Origin of the sequence: Marinobacter sp., from assembly GCF_041690455.1 — a bacterium.
GTDB lineage: Bacteria > Pseudomonadota > Gammaproteobacteria > Pseudomonadales > Oleiphilaceae > Marinobacter.
On record NZ_JAWLHI010000006.1, the window covers coordinates 47,513 to 71,743 of the forward strand.

At 52.2% G+C, this 24,231-nt stretch carries 18 protein-coding genes and 1 pseudogene; 9 read left to right on the forward strand and 10 right to left on the reverse strand.

Translation table 11 applies throughout. The annotated features are described in order from the left end of the window. The first annotated feature begins 21 nt into the window (after window positions 1–21). The 3 genes from ACESMW_RS02375 (at window position 22) to ACESMW_RS02385 (ending at window position 4,347) form a co-directional block, all read left to right on the forward strand. Window positions 22–2,940 carry a hypothetical protein gene (locus tag ACESMW_RS02375; RefSeq protein WP_372985483.1) on the forward strand — a complete coding sequence of 973 codons (2,919 nt, stop codon included), beginning with the start codon at window positions 22–24 and terminating at the stop codon, window positions 2,938–2,940. A 19-nt stretch (window positions 2,941–2,959) separates the two neighbouring features. After that, the gene (locus ACESMW_RS02380; protein WP_372985484.1) at window positions 2,960–3,637 is read left to right on the forward strand and encodes a hypothetical protein; all 678 of its coding nucleotides are present in this window, start codon (window positions 2,960–2,962) and stop codon (window positions 3,635–3,637) included. 161 nt (window positions 3,638–3,798) lie between these two features. Then, window positions 3,799–4,347: a hypothetical protein gene (locus ACESMW_RS02385; protein ID WP_372985485.1), complete on the forward strand. Its 549-nt coding sequence runs from the start codon at window positions 3,799–3,801 to the stop codon at window positions 4,345–4,347. Window positions 4,348–4,441: 94 nt separating this feature from the next. Here the strand turns inward: ACESMW_RS02385 and ACESMW_RS02390 are convergent, their stop codons facing one another. Together ACESMW_RS02390 and ACESMW_RS02395 are read right to left on the reverse strand one after the other, a co-directional pair. Next, window positions 4,442–5,098, reverse strand: coding sequence for an SDR family NAD(P)-dependent oxidoreductase (locus ACESMW_RS02390; RefSeq protein ID WP_372985486.1), 657 nt, complete (start codon window positions 5,096–5,098; stop codon window positions 4,442–4,444). A 141-nt stretch (window positions 5,099–5,239) separates the two neighbouring features. Next, window positions 5,240–5,485, reverse strand: a complete 246-nt coding sequence (locus tag ACESMW_RS02395; RefSeq protein ID WP_372985487.1) for a hypothetical protein — start codon at window positions 5,483–5,485, stop codon at window positions 5,240–5,242. An 844-nt stretch (window positions 5,486–6,329) separates the two neighbouring features. On the opposite strand from ACESMW_RS02395, the gene ACESMW_RS02400 reads away from it, so the two are divergent. Beyond that, complete coding sequence (locus ACESMW_RS02400) at window positions 6,330–7,970, forward strand: anti-phage dCTP deaminase (protein WP_372985488.1); 1,641 nt, start codon at window positions 6,330–6,332, stop codon at window positions 7,968–7,970. Then, entirely contained in the window at window positions 7,957–8,133 is a 177-nt protein-coding gene (locus ACESMW_RS02405; protein ID WP_372985489.1) for a hypothetical protein, read from the forward strand. The genes ACESMW_RS02400 and ACESMW_RS02405 overlap by 14 nt, the downstream gene beginning before the upstream one ends. 166 nt (window positions 8,134–8,299) lie before the next feature. Here ACESMW_RS02405 and ACESMW_RS02410 read toward each other — a convergent pair whose 3' ends face one another. Next, entirely contained in the window at window positions 8,300–8,452 is a 153-nt protein-coding gene (locus ACESMW_RS02410) for a hypothetical protein (protein ID WP_372985490.1), read from the reverse strand. A 492-nt stretch (window positions 8,453–8,944) separates the two neighbouring features. Here ACESMW_RS02410 and ACESMW_RS02415 point away from each other — a divergent pair. Continuing rightward, window positions 8,945–9,658: pseudogene (locus ACESMW_RS02415) on the forward strand (tyrosine-type recombinase/integrase). Here the strand turns inward: ACESMW_RS02415 and ACESMW_RS02420 are convergent. After that, window positions 9,650–10,717: a hypothetical protein gene (locus tag ACESMW_RS02420; RefSeq protein ID WP_372985491.1), complete on the reverse strand. Its 1,068-nt coding sequence runs from the start codon at window positions 10,715–10,717 to the stop codon at window positions 9,650–9,652. The pseudogene ACESMW_RS02415 and the gene ACESMW_RS02420 overlap by 9 nt on opposite strands. 278 nt (window positions 10,718–10,995) lie before the next feature. Beyond that, window positions 10,996–11,334: a hypothetical protein gene (locus tag ACESMW_RS02425; RefSeq protein WP_372985492.1), complete on the reverse strand. Its 339-nt coding sequence runs from the start codon at window positions 11,332–11,334 to the stop codon at window positions 10,996–10,998. A 169-nt stretch (window positions 11,335–11,503) separates the two neighbouring features. Here ACESMW_RS02425 and ACESMW_RS02430 point away from each other — a divergent pair, with 169 nt between their 5' ends. Further along, window positions 11,504–12,466, forward strand: coding sequence for an IS30 family transposase (locus ACESMW_RS02430; RefSeq protein ID WP_372985493.1), 963 nt, complete (start codon window positions 11,504–11,506; stop codon window positions 12,464–12,466). A 16-nt stretch (window positions 12,467–12,482) separates the two neighbouring features. On the opposite strand, the gene ACESMW_RS02435 is transcribed toward ACESMW_RS02430, so the two are convergent. The 5 genes from ACESMW_RS02435 to ACESMW_RS02455 form a co-directional block, all read right to left on the reverse strand. After that, a complete protein-coding gene (locus ACESMW_RS02435; RefSeq protein WP_372985494.1) occupies window positions 12,483–13,841 on the reverse strand; it encodes a PD-(D/E)XK nuclease family protein in 1,359 nt (452 codons plus the stop codon). After that, the gene (locus ACESMW_RS02440) at window positions 13,842–16,997 is read right to left on the reverse strand and encodes a type I restriction endonuclease subunit R (RefSeq protein WP_372985495.1); all 3,156 of its coding nucleotides are present in this window, start codon (window positions 16,995–16,997) and stop codon (window positions 13,842–13,844) included. An 83-nt stretch (window positions 16,998–17,080) separates the two neighbouring features. Then, window positions 17,081–18,313 (reverse strand): FRG domain-containing protein, encoded by a 1,233-nt coding sequence (locus tag ACESMW_RS02445; RefSeq protein ID WP_372985496.1) that lies wholly within the window; start codon window positions 18,311–18,313, stop codon window positions 17,081–17,083. Further along, window positions 18,310–19,776, reverse strand: coding sequence for a restriction endonuclease subunit S (locus tag ACESMW_RS02450; RefSeq protein ID WP_372985497.1), 1,467 nt, complete (start codon window positions 19,774–19,776; stop codon window positions 18,310–18,312). The genes ACESMW_RS02445 and ACESMW_RS02450 overlap by 4 nt, the downstream gene beginning before the upstream one ends. Continuing rightward, on the reverse strand, window positions 19,766–21,481 hold the full coding sequence (locus ACESMW_RS02455) for a type I restriction-modification system subunit M (RefSeq protein ID WP_372985498.1): 1,716 nt from the start codon (window positions 21,479–21,481) through the stop codon (window positions 19,766–19,768). The genes ACESMW_RS02450 and ACESMW_RS02455 overlap by 11 nt, the downstream gene beginning before the upstream one ends. 171 nt (window positions 21,482–21,652) lie before the next feature. Here ACESMW_RS02455 and ACESMW_RS02460 point away from each other — a divergent pair, with 171 nt between their 5' ends. Both ACESMW_RS02460 and ACESMW_RS02465 read left to right on the forward strand, forming a co-directional pair. Beyond that, window positions 21,653–22,078 (forward strand): tyrosine-type recombinase/integrase, encoded by a 426-nt coding sequence (locus ACESMW_RS02460; protein ID WP_372985515.1) that lies wholly within the window; start codon window positions 21,653–21,655, stop codon window positions 22,076–22,078. A 192-nt stretch (window positions 22,079–22,270) separates the two neighbouring features. Further along, the gene (locus tag ACESMW_RS02465; RefSeq protein ID WP_372985499.1) at window positions 22,271–23,968 is read left to right on the forward strand and encodes a putative bifunctional diguanylate cyclase/phosphodiesterase; all 1,698 of its coding nucleotides are present in this window, start codon (window positions 22,271–22,273) and stop codon (window positions 23,966–23,968) included. Window positions 23,969–24,231 lie beyond the last annotated feature (263 nt).

The following is a 24,231-nucleotide window of genomic DNA, read 5'->3' on the forward strand; positions in this document are numbered from 1 at the left end:
GTGCAGGTGGAGAGAGACATCATGATCGGATTTAGCAGCGGATTGCGCCTCCTGGCCCTGGCCAGCCTCGGACTGGTCGGGCTGACCGGATGTTTTGAGGGACAGATCAGCGAAGGGCAGGAGGAAATGCTTTCCGACCAGCCCTTTGCCTATGTGGTCCGGGACTACCCGGACATGGGTGAGACCGCCTCGGTCAACGCCCGGCCGCCGCTGGACCCCCGAGCGCCCTATGCGTTCAAACCCGGGGCAAAGCTGATGGTGCGGGACCGGATTGCGCTCAGTTCGGACGAACGCCACGTGCTGGCGGGGTATTTCGGCGGGGACTATGACGTCAAGGATCTGGATGTCTCGCCGGACGGCGAGCGCATGGTGTTTGCCGCCCATGGCCCGGCGGACAGCCCGGACAACTTCACCTGGAACATTTTCGAGTACACCTTCGCTACCGGTAAGGTGCGCCGGATCTTCGAGGACGATCTGGTTGCCAACGCCGGTGAGGACACCAACCCCACCTACACCAACGAAGGCCGGATCATTTTCTCCTCCAGCCGCCAGCACTCCCGGGGCGACTGGCAGAAGCTCGACCTGCGCGAGTACCTGGAAGACTTCGACGAGCCGGCCTCGCTGCTGCACTCGGTCAAACCGGATGGCAGCGAGCTGGTACAGATCACCTTCGGTGAGTTTCACGATATCGAGCCCAGCACCATGAATGACGGGCACGTGGTGTTCATCCGGTTCGGGCGCATCTATGAAACCCTGACCGACTGCACCCTGGAAAACATCGACGACCCCAACTTCAACCAGCACCCCCACGGCGGCGGGTATGGCCAGGGCAACGGCAATGGCTTCCCCTCCGGTCTGGAGGACCCCAAGGAATGGACCGTAGAGGACAAGTGCAGCGCGTCCCTGGCCGGTGAAGTCGAGGGCGAGCGGGTGTTTGTTGAGGATGTGCTGAGCATGTACCGCATCACGCCGGCCGGCGGTAACGTGCACCGTTACTTTGGCAGCCTGAGCGAGGAGTTCTCGGACGCTTCCTTCATCCATTACATGGATCCGATTCCCCTGGATGACGGCAACCTGCTGACCACCATGCGCCATATCTACAACCCGATCTACGGCGGCGATGTGGTCAAGATCAACAGCAAGAACTTCTTTGCCGTCGGCAAGCCGGTGGACGAAAGTGTCATCGGTGAAGCCGAGGAGTCCATGACCCCGGGCCTGGTGAACTTCTACCCCAACCAGGTGTCCCCGAACGGCTGGTACAGCGCAGTTGCACCCTACAACGATGGCTCTGCCCGCCTGCTGGCCAGCTGGGCCCAGTGCCTGACCACGGATGGCACCACCAGCACTCCCTGTGAGGGCAGTGCCACCACCGAGGATCTGGGCGAGCCCCGGTACGGTATCTGGATGGTAGACCCCTCCGAGAACACCCGGCTGCCGGTGGTACAGGGCCACAAGCAGGCGCTCTACACCGACATCGTCATCGCCGATCGTAACGAGCTGGCCGAACCCTACACCGGTGAGCGCCACGACCTGCAACTGGAAGACAACACCGCCCTGTTCGAGATCCGCAGCATCTACGATATGGACGGCGCCGACATGGCCGAGCTGTACGATGGCGGCATCGAGACCCGCCGCGATCCGAGCCTGACCCGGCCGGACGATCGCTCCGAACGCTTTATCCGGGTCGTTGGTGTACGCCAGATCCCCCCGGAATTGGAGCAGGCCATCCTGACCGACGAGATCCTGAACCCGCCCGATGGGCCGCAACCGCCGCTGGGCCTGACTCCGCTGGTGGGTTCCGGTAACCGGATTCTCTACGATGTGCTGTCCTACGCCATGGTCGAGCCGGACGGCTCCGCCATGGTCAAGGTACCGGCGGACACCAACTTCAGCTTCGAGGTTGTGAACAAGTACGGCAAGCGGGTGGATCTGATTGCCGCGCCCGATTACAACTACAACTACCTGATGCAGCATCCCCAGCCACTGCGCCTGGAGGAAGGCGAAAAACTCAAGTGCTATGGCTGCCACGATCCGGAAGTGGACATTCCTCACGCCCGGACCGATGTTGAACTGGCCTCCGCCAACCCGGGCGCGCCGGGGGATGGCATGCCGTTCCCCAATGCCAATCCGCAGATCCGGGCCGTGAAGTGGAAAGACACCATGGCGCAGGCATTGGTCGATTCCCTTCAGGGCCTTCAGGCCACCTGGGCGGACACCATGCACTTCGAGGATTTCTGGACCAATCCACCGGATCCATCCCTGGCCTTTGAAGTGCGTTACAGCGGCCTGACCACACCGAAGCCGGTCACGGATCCTGGCTGTCTGACCAACTGGACGGCGGACTGCAAGGCCACGATCAACTATCAGGAGCACATCCAGCCGATCTGGCGGGAATGCCGGATCAACCCGAGCACCGGCAATACCACGTCGTGCCAGAACTGCCACACCGCTGCCGAACAGGGCGGAAAGCCCTGTCCCGGAGACTCGGGTAGTGGCGCCTCGAACGGCCTGTTGCTGGGTGATGGCTATGCCTCCTGGGATGGTCGCCAGCTCGAATCCTATGTCGAGCTGTTCGAGCCTGACTACTACATCCGCGAGACCGAGAACGGCGACTGGATTGAGGTGGACAAGACCAACCTCGATACCGAATGCCCGGACGGTATCCAGGGCGATATGACGGTACTGCCAGACCCGGGCGTGTGCTTTGCCCGACGACTGATGAGCGGCCGTGGCGCCATCGCCAGTGCCCGCTTCTTCACCCTGTTCGATAACGATCCGGATGACGACGAGTACGAAGTGGAAACTGCGGGGACGGATGCCATCCGACAGAGCCACATGGGCATGCTCACCGAAGCCGAGCTCCGCCTGATTGCGGAATGGCTCGATACCGGCGCCCACATCTACAACGACCCGGACAAGTTCGAATTCCCGACACAATAAAAGAATAAGGAGACGTAACGTGACCATTGCTGTGACCCAGGAGGATGTAATTGAACTGGATCGATGGAGCGTGCCAGACCTTGAAATGCAACGGGACGGCTGGAGCATCCCGCCCCGGGACAGCTGGCGGATTGACCGCCGGCTGCGCCAGACCCGGGTATCCGCCAAAACCAGCACACTGTTTACCCGATTCAGCAGCCATTACCTGCTGATCCAGACCAACCGGCGCAAGAAAGACCTGCCGGAGCAGGTGATTGACCTGACCTTCGTCCAGGAAGAACCCAGGGAGATCCGGGATTACCGGCTGGGCCTCTGGCTCGCCGGTGCCATCTGCATGACCGTACCGGCGGCGCTGTATTCGGTCTTCCCGGCACCGCTGCCCTGGCTCATCGCGCCCCTGGTGCTCGCGGTTATCTTCATGTCGCTCGCCGTTCGCACTACCCGACATGTCTTCGAGTTCCGGGCCCTGAACAGCGATGTGGTGTTATTCACCATCGACGCCCGCACCCCGAGCCGGGAGCAGGTGGATTCGTTCCTGACGGAGCTCCGGGAAGGCATACTCCGTGGCCAGCGCCAACTACCCGAGGGCAAACGGCGGATTCCCCTGGCTGTCGCGGAAATGCGTCGGCTGGCGGAAGCCGGGGTGATCGGGAAAGACGATTACGAGCAGATCAAACGAAACTGGTTTTCCATGTGAGCCAACCCCGCTGATCACGCCTTCATTCCGGCCTTTACCCAAAATTTACCAAACCGGCCCGAACCCGGATGCCGGGTTCGCCGTGAGGTGATACAGGTAGAGCCCGGAGGCTTCGTCCGGGTTATGATTGTCCGTCCCGGAACAAACGAGGATCTGTATTCATGTTATCCAGAAAGACCCTGACTGCTTTTGCCCTGACCGTCGGTATTGCTGCGCCAACCGCAGGCTTTGGCCAGCAGGAAAGCACCGGTGAGCGCCTTGTTGACGACATCGTCCGGGACATCGTCTATCGCACCTCCGAGGCCGCCCGGGAAGAAGTGCGCCGCCAGACCGGCATCGATCCCCTGGAGCAGGGTTACAGCTACCGGGACGAATATCGGGATGAGTACCGGGATGACTATCGTGATGAGCGCCGTTCCCGGTCCGATATTCGTGACGAGACCCGCCGGGAGCTGCGCCAGCTCGACGACGAATACGACCGCAAGATGGTCAAGCTCGAAGACGAACTGCACCGCGAATTGAATAAGGCCGAACGGGAATTCCGGCGCGAGGCTGCGAAGGAAGACAAACCCGAGAAAATCCGCAAAAAACGGGAAAAGCTCCGGGAAAAGGTCGACAAGGCACACGATAAATTCGAAGAGAAAATGCGCAAAGAAAATCGCCGGTTCGATGAGAAGCGGGACAAGATCCTGTCCAAACGGTACGACTGAAAGGTCACCAGGTTGCGGTAAGGGCTTCGGCCCTTACCCCATCAACCCGGACACCACAAGCCAGAAAATCCCCGGTCAGTAAATGCACCGGAGCTCAGAACTCGCAATCGCGGCCTTCCCAGTCCCTGAAACAACCGGTTTCGGACAAGGTCAGCCCGTCGATCTGCTTACGCAAGCCTGGTACGGCATCCTCAAGGGTCAGATCCGCCGACTCGCCACCCATATCCGTGGCAATCCATCCCGGATGGTAGATGCCCACGGCAATGCCCTCGCTCTCAAGGCTGACCGCAAGATTGCGCCCGAGATTGATGGCCGCGGCCTTGGAGGCACGATAAATGAACCGGTTGCCAGCGGGCGATTGCTGAGAGCCCATCTGGCTGGCGATGATCGCGATCCTTGGGTTTTCACCAGCATCTTTACTGGCTCTCAGATTGGCCAGCAACGCCTGAACCACCAGAAAAACCCCGGTGACATTGACCGCGAAGGTCTGTGCCCAGTCCTCGGGTGAATAGCCGGTTTCCAGATCGTCGAACTTGTCCAGCGAAACGCCGGCGTTGCAGACCAGGGTCGCGAGCGGCTGTCCATCAAGCCTTCTGGCGAGCGCCTCGATGCTGGCCGGATCGGTAACATCCAGAGGCTCCATGCCAGGCGCGCTTCGGGCCGTTGCGATTACTGTCTGCCCGGCATCGCGCCATTGCTCGGCTAAGGCCTGGCCGATGCCCCGGTTGGCGCCTGTGATGAGTATTGTCATGATAAAGACCTTTGGCTTGGTAGATTCAGGTATGCGTGAGGTCTAGGAATACCAGCTTGGTCAGGTCAGGGGAAGTGGTCAGAGGCTACGGTTGTGGGGCAGGGTAAGGTAAGGCTCCCAACGCTGAGAGCCTTTGGGACACTAAAGCTTGGCAAAGGCGGCATCAAAATCCGCCGCGGCTGCGTCCGTGAATTCAAAGGTATCGCGAATATAGGCAAGGGTATTCTTCTCGGTCTCGGTGACTCCGGGGCCGTCTTGCGCCGATTTGAACAACTCGGCAACCTCATCCTTGGAAAGCTTGCCTTCCCCGCGCCCCGTAGTGTGCTTGCGGGCCAGCTCCAGCAGTTCCTTCTCGTACTTCTGACCATCAATCGTTTCGTAAGCCATAACAGAATCAACTCCATGTAACGTCAATGCGGCATCGCGCTGCACGAAGGCTCCCTGTGCAGGCGGTGGGTTCGAAAGGTCGAACAACGAATTCGATCATTCAGAAAAATAGAAGCACAGGAAAGGGTAGTGTGCAAATTTTAGGCAGTGTGTGGTGATCGGGATTGTGGGGGTAGAAATGAAAAAGGCTCCCGGGGTCGGGAGCCTTTTGGGTGTTTGGTGGAGGCTTGGAATTGAACCCGATGCCGCGCCTTTTTATAGCGACACAGAGAACCCCCGCTATATAAATCAGCTGATTACAATTTCGCTTCTCCACAGGAAACCACACAGAGTCACACTCCTGTGGAAACTTCGTTGACACGTTACCGAGCACTTCAGATCCCGGAAGCAGTGTCGCGTTGTTGCATTTCTATTTGAGTTTTTCGAACTCAAGCTCTCCTAGTGGGCGGTTAATCTCGTTCTGGATGGCTCTGACTTGCTCCTCTCTGCGCTAACTGCCATCGAGCTGTCCACCACGAGGCGAAGGGGAATAAAATTAACGATGATCTTCTGGAACGAATTCGTCAAAGGGAAATGACACCTGGTTCTCATGCGTAAACCTGCAGATAAACCAAGAATTGAATCAATCACCATGTTTCGTTGTTGCACACTCTCGGTACCGACGGTTGTTTACCTCTGCATCTTCGTGCTGCGATGGTGAATTCGGGAAAGTACTGCCCCAATTCACTTTGAAAGTTCGGTACCTTTCGTTAGCCTTCGGCCTGACAGGTTTTCGAAGGCCCCTATTTTTTCTGCTATAGTTCGACCAAAGGACGCTCAAATTACAAGACGGACAAGCGTACCCATGCCAAAAAAAGAAGCACCTGAGCACTCAGTGTCTGGGCAGCAGGGCCCTTCTGAATCTCCATTTTCTTACCCCGGTTTAGACCCTCTCGAACCGTCGGGCTCCCCTGAATTGATGATTGGAATAGTTGGGCCTGCTGGCGTCGACAGGCAAAAAATCTGTGATGCAGTAGAGCGAGAGCTTTTTCATTATGGTTATGAGTCAAAAACTATCAAGTTAAGCTCCCTCATTAAACAGGTTAACTTTTTCAAAGACTCGATTGAAGATCATGGTGATGAATTTAAGCGTATAAATAGCCTAATGGATGCTGGAAATGACTTAAGAAAATACAGCAAACATGGGGATGCGCTGGCCCTGTTGGCTATATCGGAAATAGTGCAAATCAGAGCCCAGTTGAATAAAAGGGACAAAAAAACTGATGATAGCCCAAGGGAAAATACGGCTTACATTTTAGATTCTCTAAAACATCCAGAAGAAATATCAACCCTAAGAGCTACTTATGGCCAAGGTTTTATTCTTATTTCTGCTCATTCATCTCGAGATAATAGGGTTTCGAACTTAGCTAAAAGGATTAGTAAAAGTAGACATCAACCTCAAGGGTCGAGTGCCGCGAGAGCACCAGCTGAGAAATTGATTAATCGGGATGAAAAAGAAGAGCATGTCAAATATGGACAGAATGTCCAGGCGTGCTTTCCTAAAGCGGATTTTTTTATTAATTTGGATTCTCCCAGAGATGATATAACTACTCAAATAGAGAGATATTTTGAGGTTGTATTCGATAATCCATTTATAACTCCTAGTAAAGACGAGTGGGGGATGTTTCATGCTGAAGCCGCTGCCTGGCGATCAGCGGACCTCGCGCGTCAAGTAGGATCTGCGATTTGTAATGATGATGGAGCTCTTTTAGCGTTAGGATGTAACGAGGTCCCAAAAGCAAATGGAGGTCTATATTGGGAGGGGGATGTCCCTGACGGAAGAGATTTTAGGCAAGGTATTGATAAAGGTGCTGAGCATAAAAGGTTAATGCTTGCAGAGGTTTTTCACCGCCTTAAGGATCAGGGTCGATTCGACGAGAACGCAAAGAAAACGTTTGAAGATCTTATTGAAAAGTCGATGAACGGTGATAATGATCCTGTCCTGGAGGGTTTACAAGCATTAAACGTAATAGAGTATGGGCGAACTGTGCATGCTGAGATGGCAGCTCTTATGGATGCTGTGTCCAGAGGAGTACGCGTCTCTGGTGCAACAATGTATGTGAATACATATCCTTGCCATATTTGTGCCAGGCATATCATTTCCTCAGGGATCAAACGGTTGGTTTTTGTGGAACCATATCCCAAGAGCCTTAGTTCCGTGTTGTTTAAGGATTCTATTTGCTCAGATAGGTCCAGTTGGGATAAGAGTAAGGTTTTATTTGAGTCCTTTACTGGTGTTGCCCCAAGAGCTTATGGGTTTTCGTTCAAACTTGTCGGGAAGAGGAAAACGAAATCAGGGAGCGTCTTAAGTTGGTCAAAGTCAAGAGCAAAAACTAAATTGAAAAGATACGTTACGTCTTACATGGCGGTAGAGCATCATATAACTGGTGGTTTGATCCCCAAAATGCTTGAAAATATTAAGGAGAATACTGGTGAATACTCTTAGTTTGGAAGATAGAATTCAACACTCTAAAAAAGTAATGGCAGGCTATCCTGAGTGGGTGAAGAATAGTTCTAGATTTCAAGGTGGAGGAGTTGTTCGAGATCGCTCTGAGATTAACGAAGAGGATAAAAAAAAGGTCGTTAGTTCGATTGGAAAAGTTGATTAATTGTTTCGAATAAAAATCTGCGACACCTGCAAAGTGGTGTGACTCCAGGGAGAGGCTTGGTGTTATTTTTTAAAAGTACATTTTCATTTTTTAAATTATAGTTCTTTGGGCCCGACGACATTGATCCGATGTCTGAGCTCTTTATTTGTTTTACATTTCTCGCTTCTCAGTCCCATAGGAAAACAATTCCACCAAGCTCTCCCAGAAAATCTTTTTCACTGGTGGTGTATTTTGAGGTTACCTTTACATCTACGCCGCCAATTCCGTATTTTATTGCCATTCCGTTTGATATTGCGATTCCTACAGTTCCAAGACTCATTCCAATGACTACTGCAATTATTGAGTCAGGGGACTGTTTTTACTTTTATGCTCGCAACAGCTTTAACACCCGCCAGGCTTGGGACTGCCACAAGAAATCCTGCCCTTGGGAAGACCTCTGCAATTACTACCGAAGGCGCGAGATCCACGAAAACTAGCTCTACCCGCTGGTAGAGGATGGGCTGATTAAACGACGACTGCTGACAAAGGTGGCTGCATGATCCGGAAACTCCCATCAGGACGATGGCAGGTAGACCTGCGTATGGATGGCCGGGGCTCAAAACTCATCCGCAAAAGCTTTGACTCGAAGGCTGAAGCCAAGCGCTTTGAAACCTTCATCCTCAGCAAGCGGGCCGAAGGGAAGGAGTGGAACCCCTCGAAGGCGGACAACTGGCGGCTTAAAGAGCTCGTCCAGCTTTGGTTCAATGCCAAAGGTGTGCACCTCAAAGATGGTGAGCGCCGAAAGCGCTGTCTGGATGTTATCGTGGACTTCATGGGCAACCCGATTGCTAGGACCGTTAAGCCTGCTGCATTCCTGGCCTATCACGCCCACAAAATCCAGGAAGGGGCCAGCAAGAAAACGCTGAACAATCAACTCGGTTACCTGAATGCGGTCTACAACCAACTGCATCGACTGAAGGAAATCGACTTCGAGAACCCTATCAGGCGTGTCGAGATGATCCGTCTGGATGAACGAGAGTCATCTTGGCTTACGGTCGAACAGATCCGGCACCTGCTGAAAACCATCGAGGAATTTAGTCAGAATCCACATATTCACTTGCTCACTCGGATCTGCCTGGCAACCGGCGCCAGGTGGGGAGTGGCGGAGAATCTGAAACTCAGACACGTTAAGCAAGGGAGGCTCACATTTGTAAACACAAAGAGTGGGAAGTCCAGGAGTGTTCCGGTTAGTGAAGAGCTATTTGAAGAGATTTAGGATCACCTAAAAGTACACAGCGAGTTCAGCTTTTCCCTGTCTGCCTTCCGCCGAGCTTTAGGTAAGTCGGGGATTAATCTGCCTACGGGGCAGTCAGCTCACGTCCTTCGCCACACGTTCGCTAGCCATTTTGTTATGAATAAAGGGGATATCTTAAACCTTCAAAAAATTTTTGGTCATTCGACAATCGCAATGACGATGCGATACGCACATTTATCCCCAGAATACTTGGAGGATGTTATCGATAAGTCAGCTTTGAGTTTAGTATAGGTCTTCGAAGTCAATGTTTGATCTGGCTACTATTTTATTTGCTAATTGCTTCTTTTCAGTGTTTGGAATGTGATTTTTAACAGAGTGATCGATTTCTGATTTAATTAAGTCTTCCTCGGTGTTGATGAAGGTTTTCGCAATTGTTTTTCGAAGCTGAGCATACCCTTCGTCTGTTAGTTGATCCTGCCGGGGCTCAAAGTATTTTTCAATAAGGGCTTGGAGGTCTTTGGAAAAGGATATGCGTTTTTCAATTTGTTCGGTTTTTTGTTTAATTTGGTCGAACGACATTCCGATAATCATCGGCAACTCCTTGCTAATGCAAGGGTGCTGAAAATTGGCGCAAGTTATAAGCCCCCGTACTGCTATATAGGCTTGGCCAAAAAAGTCTATGGTTGTTGGATTGGGCGAACGGATGATGGGCTGGATATCGATCCCGCACAAGTTATATATAGCAATCGTTAAATCTCTTTCTACTTCTAATACCAGTTTGAGGTCTGAGTATCGTTTTTGACCCGAAAGCGTTGAGTCGAGATCTTTTATTGCCCGGTCCATTTCTTTTATTAAAAGTACTGCTATTTTTTCAATTTCAGAGGTGGCAATAATGCAGCCGCTAGCTGAATCTGGGAATATTGCCTCATAAAGCTCCCAAGAGTTGAATGTCTCTATATCTTGAAATGGTTTCACTTCCTCGACAAACTCACGGAATAGCTTTTTATGTTCAGTATGGTTGTGCAAGTTGTTCTGGAATCGTTGTGTGCGAATCTGTTCGGCCGCTTGGATAGATCGGTGATGTGCTGCGGTGAGTGCGCCAAGCGGTATAGCTAAACCCGCGATAGCGAGAGGCAATTTATAAAGTTCGTAGAAATTAGCTATACATTCTGCGCTCCAGCAAAATTCCTTAGAGCTCGAGAGGGCTGCAGAAACGATCAAAACTGCGGAAGTTACGATTGGGCCCCAGACTGAAAGGTTAAACTCCACTGTTCTATATAGAGGATCTGTAGGTTTCATAATCCCTATGATGCCGTAGTAGGCTGTTAACGTTGTAATTTTGGTGGACATTAGTACCACAGGTTAACAGTATGGCATAAAAAAAGCCCCTGAAATCAGGGGCTTTTCTCTCGGTGTTTGGTGGAGACGGCGTCCATTCAATTGGTGATTCATCCTTTTGATATGGTTGTATTTAATGGTTTTTTGGCCTTGGATGTACCCCCAAAAGTACCCCCAAAACTTAGGTGTTGCCCCCTTCCATAGTGCTCCGGGCCTGCGGTGTGATTGACGGGGGTTGCCGCTGAATCAGTCTCTTCGGATCACCTGATTTTTTCTTGCCCTGCGTCAAACTAGCTGCCACGAAGCGCTTCTACTTGAGCTTTGGGCAGCCACTCGATAGATAAGGCCTGACCGTCCACATGAACAACGCCCTGACTCGCGTTCGGTTGGCTGTGCTGTGCTCGATAGGTTTGTAAGGTGTCCAGCAGCTCCATCATGTGGAGCTTGAAGTCTGAGCCTTTGATTGCCTCGTAGTCCTCATCGTTATCCAGCTGCCAGGTTGCCAGATCCAACCGGTTCTCCCCGGGGTCTCCGAAGAACAGTATCCGTCCGCTAATGTTGGTGCCGCCCAGGTGCTGTTGGGCCAGCTGGTCGAGGCGGGTTTGGTCGAACTCTGCATCATATGCCATGTGCTTGTCCTTTGCGGATTAGGGTTGTAATTAGCTTTTCGAGAAGGGCGTGCTGGGGGCTTGAGCCGTGAATTCAGATAATAACTGCAGCACTTTGGCGTAACGAGGTAGAGGCAGGAGGGCCGTTGCCGGTACCCTCACGGGCTTTACCGACCAAAGTGAAGCAGTGATGAAGTACCGACAACTGACCCAGACACAACGATACCAGATATCGGCCCTGCGTGTGGCCGGCAAAAGCCAACGACAGATTGCAGCCATGCTTGGCTGCCACAGCAGCACGATCAGCCGTGAACTTCGGCGGAACAGCATTCATAGCTATGAACCGGAGACGGCGCAACATCAATCGAATACCCGGCGTAGAGCCGCGTTTAAGCGCCACAAACGAGTGTCTTGGCTGACAAACTGGGTGACCGAGCGGTTGAAGCAACACTGGAGCCCTGAACAAATTGCCGGCTTCATGGGCCGCATGAACGCGCCGGTGCGGGTCAGTCACCAATGGATCTATGACTTGATCCATCGCAATCGCCTCGAAGGCGGCAAGCTCTGGACCTACTGTCGACACCGGAACAATCGTGGTCGCAAACGCAAAGCGAAGGAAGCGGGCCTCGGCAAAATCCCGAATCGGGTCGGGATTGAGTGCCGCCCCAAAGAGATTGAACGTCGTGCCGTGCTTGGCCACTGGGAGGGCGACACGGTGCTCCAGGGCCACAAACAATCTGGCTTGGTGACTTTGGTGGAGCGTCGTAGCGGTTACTTGCTCGCGGGCCGCCTCAAGCAGTTTACGGCCAACCAGACAACGCGCACCGTGATCAGGCTCTTAAGGCCTATCCGGGGTGCGGCAAAAACACTGACACTGGACAACGGCAGTGAGTTTGCGGGGCACGAGCATGTGGCCAACGAGTTGGACTTGGCGGCCTATTTTTGTGACCCATACTGTTCAGGCCAGCGCGGCACGAACGAGAACACGAACGGCTTGCTGCGACAGTACTATCCCAAAGGGACGAACTTCGCCAGGCTGTCTCAAACACACATCAACCGAGTGGTTGAGCAGTTGAATAACCGGCCCAGAAAACGGCTGGACTACCGAACTCCGGCAGAGGTGTTCTGGGGTGAATATTCCGGGGCACTATAAATGAGCGGTGCTGCGGTTATTGGTTGAATCCACGGCCAAAACTGGCCAAATCATGAATGCCGTCGTATTCCATTCGCTTGGATTGAGTCATTGCCTCTGGAAATATGGATTCTCTGAGCTTGGATGATGATTCTTTATCCCATGCGAGAGTTCCAACTATTGCTCTTTCATTATCCGTCGCGTCTCGGCGAAGCAAACAGCCAACATGGAGCCTCTTAGATCCGTAGAACAAAGCAATGATAGCCCGCTGTTTCAACGGGGCTGTTTGGAGAAGGTAAAACTTCCCTTTGTTCGTGCGGTCTCTACCATCCCCAAAAAAGTTGGATCTTGCGGAATATATCAAGCTGTCTGGGCGCTTGGCGTAATCTGGGGTTAAAAATGGAAGCAACTGATCCGCATGATCATGATCGATTTCAGTAACCAATCCCTTCTCGGTGTGCTCGCGGAACATATTCTCCAAGTGATGACTCATCGCCGCTTGCAACCAACTTCTGTGAATTGAGGGAAGCTCTTTCGCTATTTGAGCAGCCTGCTCATGGTAGTCCTTCCCAAGGGAAATATTTCGATCCAGGAAGTCTTTCAGTGTGGTCACGTTGCTCTCATACTCCCTTGTTGCCCGCTCAATGATTGATTGGTAATCGTTAATCGCACTTACTATGTTGCTGCTGTTGTCATTAGTGCGAATTGCCCGAATACAACAATCAAGCCAGGATTGAATGCTCTTTATGGTTCCACTAGCCTGCCTCTGATACCAAAGATTCATATAATGTGAGACGGGGCTACCTTTTTCATCCAAAAGCTGGTGGCAGTCTTTTTCTTTGCTGAGGGTCAAAAACCTCTTGGCGGCTACTGACTTCTCATCGTGTGCCGAGCCAAGCCCGAGTTTTGAAGGCCGCTTTCTTCCTTTGGTCAGATAGATAAACAGGGTATTTTTTGCATTTCGCTGGCTGGTTGCGCCGATAGCATCAAGGTAGCGGAGCACTTGTCGCTGTTGGTCTTTTGCGTTCAGCTTGTTCTCGATGACGATCTCTTTCTCACCATCGGTGATATAGAGGTCGATCTGCTCACTTTTCCCGTTGGGGCAATATTCCTTTCGAACAACAGCGGAATCTATATCTAGCCATCCTGCCCAGCCTATGGACTCAAGAAACAGCTCAAGAAAACGAGTGCCTTGGTAGTGTTTTCCATCCGGATTCAGCAATGAGTAGATGAATCGAGTATGGAGGCGCACTTCGTCGTTCGGATTTAACACGGAACCAAGAGCAGTGAAGTCGTTGAACCCTTGTTGCTTTTGTTGTCTCTGGAGGTCTCTCAGTTCACTCACTTCAGTGAAAAAAGACTCCCAAAACTCGATCTCGCTGGAGGTTACTGTCATTTACTTCGTCCAATGGTTAGATAGTGCTTCCGCTTGCTCCATAATCAACTCAATAGCCGCCGGCGCCTTATCCGGCGGGTACTTGTACCGCTGCAACGTTCGCCTTACCAGAATCCGCAGCTTGGCCCGTACGCTCTCCCGCACCTGCCAGTCCACGGTGGTGGATTTGCGTAGCTTGTCGGTGATCTCCACGGCGATCTTCTTCAGGATCTCATCGCCCAGCTCCCGCACCGCGCTTTCGTTGCTGGCCAGGGCGTCGTAGAAGGCCACTTCGTCCGGGTTCAGGCCGAGGGCGGCATCCCGCTCCATTTCGGCCTGGAACTGCTTGGCCATGGCGATCAGCTCTTCGATTACCTGTGCCGTCTCGATGCCCCGGTTGTTGTACTTGCGCAGCGTCTCCTGCAGTCGGTCGGCGTATTTCTTCTCCTGCACCACGTTGTTGCGGGTCTTGGCCTTGATATCGTCTTTGAGCAGCTTTTCCAGCAGTTCCACCGCGAAGTTTTTGTAGGGCATCTGCCGCACGTCTTCCAGGAACTCCTCTGAGAGCAGGCCGATGTTGGGCTTGTCCAGGCCACACAGGGCAAAAACATCGGTTACCCCTTCGGCCACCAGCGCGTTGTCCAGTATCTGCTTCAGGGCGGTGTTCTTCTCTTCCTCGGTCAGCTTCTTGTCTACGCTGGTGAACTTGGTGATGGCCGTCTTCACCTGAGACAGGAATGCTACCTCCTTCTGCAGCGCCTGGGCTTCGTCCAGGGTGGCGCACAGGGAGAAGGCTTTGTTCATGGCCAACACGGTGTCCAGAAAGCGCTTCTTGCCGTCTTCCAGGCTGAGCACGTAGTTGGCGGTGGGCACCAGATACTTGTGGGGCTCGGTCTCGAATCCGCTGTAGCTGAAGCCCTTGCCTTTGGGGCCGGGCGCAAACATACCGTGGATGATGTCCAGCTTCTCCAGCAGGATGGCGTATGCCTCTTCCGCGCTGTGGGTGAGGGAGCCCTTGCCCTTGGCGTCGGTATAGGTTTTCAGGGCCTGCTTGAGCTCGTTGGCAATGCCGATGTAATCCACCACCAGCCCGCCGGGCTTGTCCTTGAACACGCGGTTTACCCGGGCAATGGCCTGCATCAGGTTGTGGCCCTTCATGGGCTTGTCCACATACATGGTGTGACAGCAGGGCGCATCGAAGCCGGTCAGCCACATATCCCGCACGATCACCAGCTTGAGCGGGTCGTTGATGTCCTTGAAGCGCTTCTCGAACCTTTTCTTGGTCTGCTTGTTGTGGATGTGCGGCTGAAGCAGGGCCCGGTCAGAGGCGGAGCCGGTCATTACAATCTTGATGGCGCCTTTCTCGGGATCATCGTCGTGCCATTCCGGGCGCAGGGCGACAATCTCGTTATACAGGTGAACCGCAATCTCCCGGCTCATGGCCACAATCATTGCTTTGCCATCGATGGTGCTGGAGCGGGTTTCAAAGTGGTTTACCAGGTCTTCCGCCACCTGCTTCAGGCGCGGGCCGGCACCTACCAGCTTCTCCAGCCGGCTCCACTCGCCCTTGGTTTTCTCGCGGCTGCCAACGTCTTCGTCGTCTTCAACCACTTCCTCCACCTGGTCAGACAGCTCCTCGATCTGCTCGCGGTTGATGTCCAGCTTGGCCAGGCGGGATTCGTAGAAGATGGGCACGGTCGCGCCATCGTCTACCGCATCCTGGATGTCATAGATGGACACGTAATCGCCGAACACGGCCCGGGTGTCTTTGTCTTCGCTCTCGATGGGTGTGCCGGTAAAGCCGATGAACGAGGCGTTGGGCAGGGCATCGCGCATGTGACGGGCGTAGCCGAACTTGTAGGTGCCGTCTTTCTTGAGGGTGGCTTTCAGGCCGTACTGGCTGCGGTGGGCTTCGTCCGAGATCACCACGATGTTGTGGCGGTCGTTCAGAATCGGGTGGCCGGATTCGTCGTTCAACAGCGCGAACTTCTGCACCGTAGTGAAGATAATTCCGCCGGATTCCCGCTCAGATAGCAGGCGGCGCAGGGTATCCCTGTCATCGGCCTGCACCGGTTCCTGCTTCAACAATTCCCGGGCGGCGCTGAAAGTGGCGAACAGCTGGCCGTCCAAATCGTTACGGTCGGTGACCACGATCAGTGTGGGGTTGTTCATCTCCGGCTGTTGCAGCAGTTTGCCGGCGTAACAGCACATGGAAATGCTCTTGCCGGAACCCTGGGTGTGCCACACCACACCGGCTTTTTTGCTGCCCGGCAGAACCTCGTCGCCGTAGGTGACGCGTTTTTCTTGAGAATCCTTCCGATCCAGTTGCTTGGCAGCAATCACCGTGGCCTTTACCGCTTCACGCACCGCATGGAACTGGTGGTAGCCGGCGATCTTTTTGATCAGCTTGTCGGAATCCGTCTCGAAGATCACAAAGTAACGGATGTAATCCAGGAACAGCTCCCGGTCGAAGAAGCCCCGCACCATGGTTTCCAGTTGCCACTCCAGCAGGGGCTTGTCGTCCTCGTGCTTGATGGTGCGCCAGGGCATGTAGCGTTCCTGGCTGGCGGTGAGGGAGCCTACCCGGGCATGAAAACCTTCACTGATGATGGCCGCTTCGTTGTAGACGAACAGATCGGAGCATTCGTCTTTGTAGGTCTGAATCTGATTATAAGCGTCCCAGATACTCACGTTCTCGGCGCCCGGGCTTTTCAATTCCAGCACCGCCAGGGGCAGGCCGTTGATAAAACAGACCACATCCGGCCGGCGCAGTTGCTTGGAGCCTTCCAGGGTGAACTGGTTGATGGCCCGGAACCGGTTGGCGGTCAGGTCGCTGAAGTCCACCAGAAAGGCCTGATCGTGAACCACCTTGTCGTCGCGTTTGTACTCAACCGGCACACCGTCCAGCAGCAGGCGGTGAAAGGCCCGGTTGCTGATCACCACATCCAGGCTTTCCGGTTTGCGGACAACGGCCACCGCCTGTTCAACGGCGCTCTGGGGCAGGTGAGGGTTGATGCGGCGAATGGCCGCCTCAAGATCCGCCAGCAACAACACCTGCCGGTAATCAGCTCGCTCCGGGGCCTCTCCATCCGGCGCCAAACTGGGCCCGTGGGCGATTTCCCAGCCGACTTCGGCAAACCACTCCAGACATTGTTGTTCGAGCTGATCCTCTGTCATTTCGTGCTACCTTTGCGGTTTTTTATCCATGAGATTCCTGACAGGATTCTGCATTGTGTCGGACTTCAGCTTGGCATTAGCTGTTAATCTCTTGACTTCACTACGTCTAAAATCTTCTCGACCACTGCCTCCCGAGAGGAGGGTGGGAAACCATATTTACGTAAAATGACACGGGTAGCATTTTTCATTTCTGATAGAACGGTCTCCCTCTCTTGCCAATCAACCACCATCGATTTCGATAAGTGCTTGTTTAATTCTTCAGCAATGAAGGCAACAAGATTGGGTTCTATCTCATTCCCTTCTAGTGATAACGTGAGCAAGTCTTCAATGGAAGAAATGTTATTGGCCAACGAGGGCGAATCGGTGCTTGGAGGGAGGTGATCTTCCGGCTCTTCCTTTTCCCTCAATGTAGGTGAAGAAATCTCCTCCAAAGCTCTTTCCCGCTCTAGTTCGGCTATGAAAGTGTTGCAGTAGTCTGCGGCGCCGATTAAGTCAGGAAACAAACTCGCATGATGAACATTCATGCGACGCAAATATTTCAAACAACTCTTTTGATCCTCATTTTTTATGTATATTTTGCATATATATTTGGCTAAAATACCTGCTTGTTCTTCCTCTGGCGCCTTTCGAAGTTCATCGTCACTGAAATCTTCGTCAGCCAAAACTTCTGTTAGTTTATTTTCAATGGTCGCGTCGAAGGGTGAGAACGTGAACAGGCCGGCTTGGCTGACAAGACGCCCATGATCATCCTTTTTTGGTTCAAAGACACGAATTTCGGGGCATAAAACATCGTCAGCGATAAAAGATTTATTAAGAATATAGATGGCGCGGTAGGGATTATCTTTTTCGTCTTGCTGATCCTCTTTCGCGAAAGCAAAAAAAAGAGCCACGAAAGGAGAATATGTCCAGTCTAAAAGTGGCGTCATCAAACCGTGATGTTGACCAATCGACCATAATTCATCGTCCTCAGGCCCATCGTCCAATAGTGAGTGGTCAGTAACCCTGCCCCGTATAGCTTTACGAAATAAAGCCAACTGTTCGCATGCAAGATCCTCTGTGACGATTCCGTTTTGAGTAACACGTGCGAGCGTTGGCGTCATTTCCCAGTCGTAACGACGGTGCCCTCGGTAAATTAGCTGTACACCTGATCGATTGAAAAAAGCACTTTCTAGTATCGCAGAAAATTCGCGCCAGTCCTCAATGCGAGTTACAGGAATTCGACCACTGATTTCGTCAGAAGTGATCTCAAAGCTTTGTTCTGGGAGCTCTTGGTTCCAAATAGGGATCTTCTTCCAGTAATTAGTCTCGTTACTCACGTCGCATCCTCGTTGTTTCTAGCATCTACAGTAAGAGCGCCTGAGAGGAGCTGAGGTAAAAGCGTATTCCTTAGATCCGATAAATGAAGATTCTCTTTTGATCGATTCAATATGCTAACGACTATCTTGGTAGCAATTGTGTTGAATGTGAGTAGAACATCTTTAGGAGGGCATGCAACCCAAATGGTTTTTACATCTGTTTGGTTGATGCCAGGAATTGCGGCCTTGGCCCCTTTGTGCCGTAGGTCAGCAAGTACGCGATCGTGGCCAATTTGAAAGTATAAGAACGGCTGTCCTAGGCGTTGAGAGCGCAGGCGATAAACATGTTCATTGATGGCGAGCTTATCGTAGGGAAAGCCGCAACCGAACATTGATACCCGCGGCTTAAAGTCTCCGGGTTTCCCGCCATCTTTATAAAGTAGGCAGTCAAGATGTTCGACGATCCCTCGTTTTAGCTTGTTGAAAAATTCAACTGTAATGAATTTTTCTTTGCCATAGTTGTAATTACCCACTCCAAGAATATTTTCGGCACCTATACTCGGTACACCTTCGCTTATGCCACTCACGCCGCCTTTCGGACGAGCGCCGGTTTCTAATGTATCGAGATATTCGCCAAGCTGGTTAGCTTCCCAGCCCTCCGGAATCTCCCCTAGCTCACTATCTTGCATAACTGACGGAAACAGCTCGGCGGTAGCGCGGAGCTCGGCGTATCGCCCGGGCCGTTCGGCCTGGAGTTGGATTAGTTGGGCTTTGCCCTTGCCTGAAATGGCTTGCATCGCGGCGAGAAGGGCGTCTTCTTCGCTGCCGCCGGCCTCCAGCGTGGCAATCTTGGCTTTGACGGGCTCAAAATCGACAAACCAGCTTTTGAAGGTCGTTTGACCGATTTTTTCGAGGGTTCGATTGATTTGATGGTTGAGTCGTCTTTTACTGTCTAAATAACCTAATGCGTCAGCTATTACTTTCTGATTCTCAATGGGTGGAAGAATAATGGTTAATTTTCTTTGAGATGTGATCGGAACCTGATTTCGAGTGGATTGGCTCATTACTGAAGCCAATTGATTCTGAAAATCGCGCCCTGAGAAGTAAGCTGCTAGGTACCTCGGTAATAATCGATCAGTGTCTAGTCTGAAGTGGGTCAGGGATGTTCCGATCAGAACTCTTTCTTCAATTTGCGGAACGATTGCGACTCTTCCAACAGTGGCGTTATGGGATAGCAACACATCGTCGGCTTCAATAAAGCCAAACGTAAATGTGTTCGCTTTTTCAATTGCCAGTCTTGGAGCATTCTCGAAATCAATGTCACCGGTTTCATCAACCGACTTTGCCGTTAGAAACGGGACGCCAGTGTTACCAAACTCTGCCGCTCGAGGATATTTCGAACCATGGTTTCCGTCCTTATGAACCTTGATAATGCCCTCTTCGATCAATGTTCTGATAGCGACGCGAGGCCAATTAGAGCTCATAACCAAGCCCCTCAAGATTCCGTATAATCTCGGCCTCTAGTCGCCTATTTTCAGCAAACTGTTCCCGCAGTTGCTCGGACAGCTGTGCCATCTTCTCCGCAAAGGGCACTTCATCATCTTCCTGCTCTTTCGCTCCAACGTAGCGCCCCGGAGTAAGAACAAAATCGTGTTTCTTAATGTCGTCCAAGTTTGCTGATTTACAGAAACCGGGGACGTCCTCATAGCCTTCACCACGCTGCCAGGCATGGAAGGTGTCGGAGATTTTGGAGATGTCTTGCTCGGTGAAGTCTCGCAATACACGGTCTCGCATGAAGCCCAGGTTACGGGCATCGATGAACAGGAATTTTTCCCTGCGGTCGTGCTTTTTCTCGTTGCGCACCATGCCATTGGATTTGTCCCTGGTCAGGAACCAGATACAGGCTGGGATCTGGGTGTTTGTGAAAAGCTGGCCGGGTAGGGCAACCAGGCATTCAACTAGGTCTTTTTCAACCAGTTGTCTGCGGATTTCGCCTTCGTTGTTGGTGTTGGAGCTCATGGACCCGTTGGCCAGTAGCAGGGCCATGCTGCCCGTTGGCGCCAAGTGGTAGATCATGTGTTGCATCCACGCAAAGTTGGCGTTGCCTTTGGGCGGGGTGCCGTATTTCCAGCGGCTATCGTTGGCCAAGGATTCGCTCCACCAGTCCTTCATGTTGAAGGGGGGGTTGGCCATCACGAAGTCGGCGCGCAGATCAGGGTGCTGGTCGTCCAGAAACGTGTCGGCATTTTTCTTGCCGAAGTTGAAGTCTATACCTCGGATAGCCATGTTCATGGCGGCTAGGCGCCAAGTGGTGGGGTTTGACTCCTGGCCATACACTGAGATGTGTTTTTTCTGCTCGCTGGCGTCGTAGTGCTGTTCTTTGGCGTGTTGTTCGATGAACTTGTCGCTAGAAACGAAGAACCCACCGGAACCCATGGCTGGGTCGTACACGCGGCCGGAGTATGGTTCGAGCATTTCCACAATTAGGGTGACGATGCTCTTAGGAGTGTAATACTGGCCGCCTTGCTTACCTTCGGCCAGAGCGAACTGGCCCAAGAAGTATTCGTACACATGGCCGAGAATGTCTTTGCTGTGCAGACTCAGCTTCTTGCCGTTGAGCACAGGCTTTGTGAACGACGTGTCGGAGAAAGTGTTGATCAGGCCCAGCAGCTTGTCGTTCTCCAGCTGGTACTGGGTGATGCGGTTGAGAATGCCCTTGAGCTTAGCGTTGCTCTTTTCGATTTCCTCCAATGCGTTGTCGATTAGCCAGGAGACGGAACGTAGTTTTACATCATTACCGGCATCGTCCTGCCATAGCACGGTGCCTACGGGCAGCACGGCTTTTTCCTTCAGAGTGCTCCAGCGGGCCTGTTTGGGTACCCAGAAAACGTTGGCTTCGCGGTAGTAATCTAGAACCTCAAGCTCCTCCAGCAAGGCTTGCTGGTAGTCCTCGTCGTTCTCGAAGTCCTCTCGGCCAAGGTAGTAGATGTTGTCGTCGCTGTCGGATTGGAACAGCTCTAGCAGCTCCTCCTGGCGCTCTTCGAAAGCGTCGGACACGTACTTGAGGAAGATGAGTCCTAGGACTACATGTTTGTAGTTGGCGGCATCCAGGTTGGCGCGGAGCTTGTCGGCGGCTTTCCAGAGTTTGTCGTCCAGGGCTTTGAGGAATTGCTGTTCCGTGTTGTTCATTGCTCGGTTGTTCCCTATGAGAAGTTACTGCTTTCGTTCTCTGATAAAGCGTAAAGGCACGGAGCGACAGGCTGTGTCGGTTCGTGCCTTTGGTTGTTCCTGAGTGTGAGGAGCAATACCGGGGTGCATTGCTTGCTAACCACTCGATACAGGGTTGTTTTACGTGAGTTGGTGGGGTTAGGCAAGGCAAAGGGGTGCCTGGGTGTTCTGGTAGAGAATCTTCAGCTGCGGCACGTCCAAGAGGGAAAGCTGAGGTTTGTAAATACAAAGAGTGGGAAGTCGAGATCTGTCCCAGTTTCTCCCGAATTATTCCAGGAGATCAGGAAGCATCTGGAAGCGCATGGGCGTTTCAGTTTTTCTCTATCGGCCTTCCGACGAGCCCTTGATAAGTCAGGAATCGAGCTGCCATCAGGTCAAGCAGCTCATGTGCTTCGACATACCTTTGCGAGTCATTTTGTTATGAATGGAGGGGATATACTGAGTCTGCAAAAAATTCTTGGGCACTCGACCATTGTAATGACGATGAGGTATGCCCATCTTTCTCGGGATCACCTTGTTGAAGCTGTGGTTAAAGGGCCGCTCACATCGTTTAAATGAATGTGATTTAACAAAAAATTACAGAAGGGCGCGTTAATTCAGCTACTTTTGAAGCATCAAATGTAAAAAGCAGCCGTACACGGATGAATAAATACGGTATTTCGATTGATACTCGAAGTAAGCAGCGTGTCCCTGATCTACCGCGGATATAGGGTTCAAGGGTCGAAGTCGCGCATCCTCCTGGTGGTTTAAATGAATGTCGAAAATTTTGCTGTAACCCCCATCGGTCGGAGAACACTCGATTTTAGTGGTCGTGATAGGCTTATAAGTTCCACTTCGCGAGTAATCGTAATTGCAGCCTCTTTAGCAATCGGTGCCTCGATTGTGTATGCAACCGGGGGCACTGGATACGCCTATCCCTATATCGTTCTTTTGCCAGTTATTCTGACGGCGGCCTGGTTTGGACTATTTCCTACAGTTTTGAGCGCTGTGGTTGCTGGTCTTCTTTTGGGGCCTTATATGCCGCTGGACGTTGAGCGGGGGCTAATGCAGTCACCCCAAAACTGGCTCGCCAGAATCGCATTTTTTGTTCTCATTGCTGTTTTTACCAGTTGGCTATTCCATAGCCTCCGCGTCTCCACTCAGCGACATTTGAGGGATATTCAAGTCGATAGGGAAACAGGGTTGCCGAATCAGGCGGCACTGAAAGAGGATCTCCGCGTTGCTTTGTCTTCGGATCGGTCCCGCCAAGCTTTTTCAGGTTCTCCGGCGGTGATATTGGTACGACTGCAAGACCTATGGGAGATTATGGAGGCCATGGGGGCGCAGGCCGCTGATAAGGTTGTTCGCAGTCTTGCAGATCAGATCAGCGCATCTGTTCCCCGAGAGCATTACATTTATCGCTTCAGCACCTCTGAGCTTTTGCTCTTATTCTTTGCTGCATCCCAAGAAGAAGTTGATTCTGTCGCCAACGCTGTACGCTCCGCCGGAGAGCATGAGGCTGAAATAGATGGCATTCCACTCAGGGTTCAGCTTGTTGCTGGTAGCTATTTGGTTGAGAGGAGTATTAGTGATCCTGATTCTGTTGTGAACCGGGCAAGAACAGCCCTCTATGCTGCAATAGATTCGAACGGGTTTTATCGGTCTTACGATCCAATGTTTGACCAGAAAACAGCTGAGCGAGTGCGCTTGATATCAAGTGTTCGCAAAGGGCTAAAAGAAGATCAATTCTCTCTCTTTTATCAGCCTAAGATCTGTTTAAAAAGCGGCCGGCATACTGGGGGAGAGGGGTTGTTAAGGTGGTTCAACAGTGATGGATCAATGGTTTTACCTGGTTTGTTCATGCCCAAGCTGGAAAACACCACATTAATAGATCCGGTTACCCGGTTTGTGATCAGAAAAGCCTGTGAGGATGTTAGACAGTACGGTCTGTACCCCGTGAGTATTAATTTTTCAGCAAAGAATCTGATGGATAGCGCCTTGGTTCAGAGTATGGGCCGTATTGTCGCTTTGTATGGGGTTGAACCTGAAAAACTGGAGATTGAGATTACCGAGGGAGCGCTGATCAGGGATCCTGCTCATGCCAAAGTGGCCATCGAGAGTTTGCGAAATCAGGGATTCCTGGTGAGCTTGGATGATTTCGGTACTGGCTACTCATCATTTCAATACCTGGCGCATTTGCCACTTTCGGGATTGAAGATTGACCGTGCTTTTGTGTCGACCCTTAACGAGAGCTCTCATGCTCGGACGGTTATGAGTTCTATGATCAAAATGGCGCACGAATTGAATCTGCACGTCACGGTTGAGGGTGTAGAGACGGATGAGCAACACGAGATTGTGACAGATTTTGGCGCAGATACGGCTCAAGGTTTCTTCTATGCTAAGCCGCTTCCAGTATCGGACTACGCGAAGTGGAAATGTGGTCTCAATGTGGACACCGTCCGAAGCTGACTTACCAAAGTGCAAAAAAAAGCCCCTGAAATCAGGGGCTTTTCTCTTGGTGTTTGGTGGAGACGGCGGGAATTGAACCCGATGCCGCAACGTTTCATAGCAACACAGAAAACCACAATTCCCGGGAAAACAGACAGTTCCGAAAAGCCGGCTCCACATTGAGCCACACAAAAACACAAAGCCGTGGACACTTTGTTGACACCTGCGGAAACTGCCTGGCGAATAGGGAGAAATATAGGCTACTATCTTTGTCCTCATAGGGA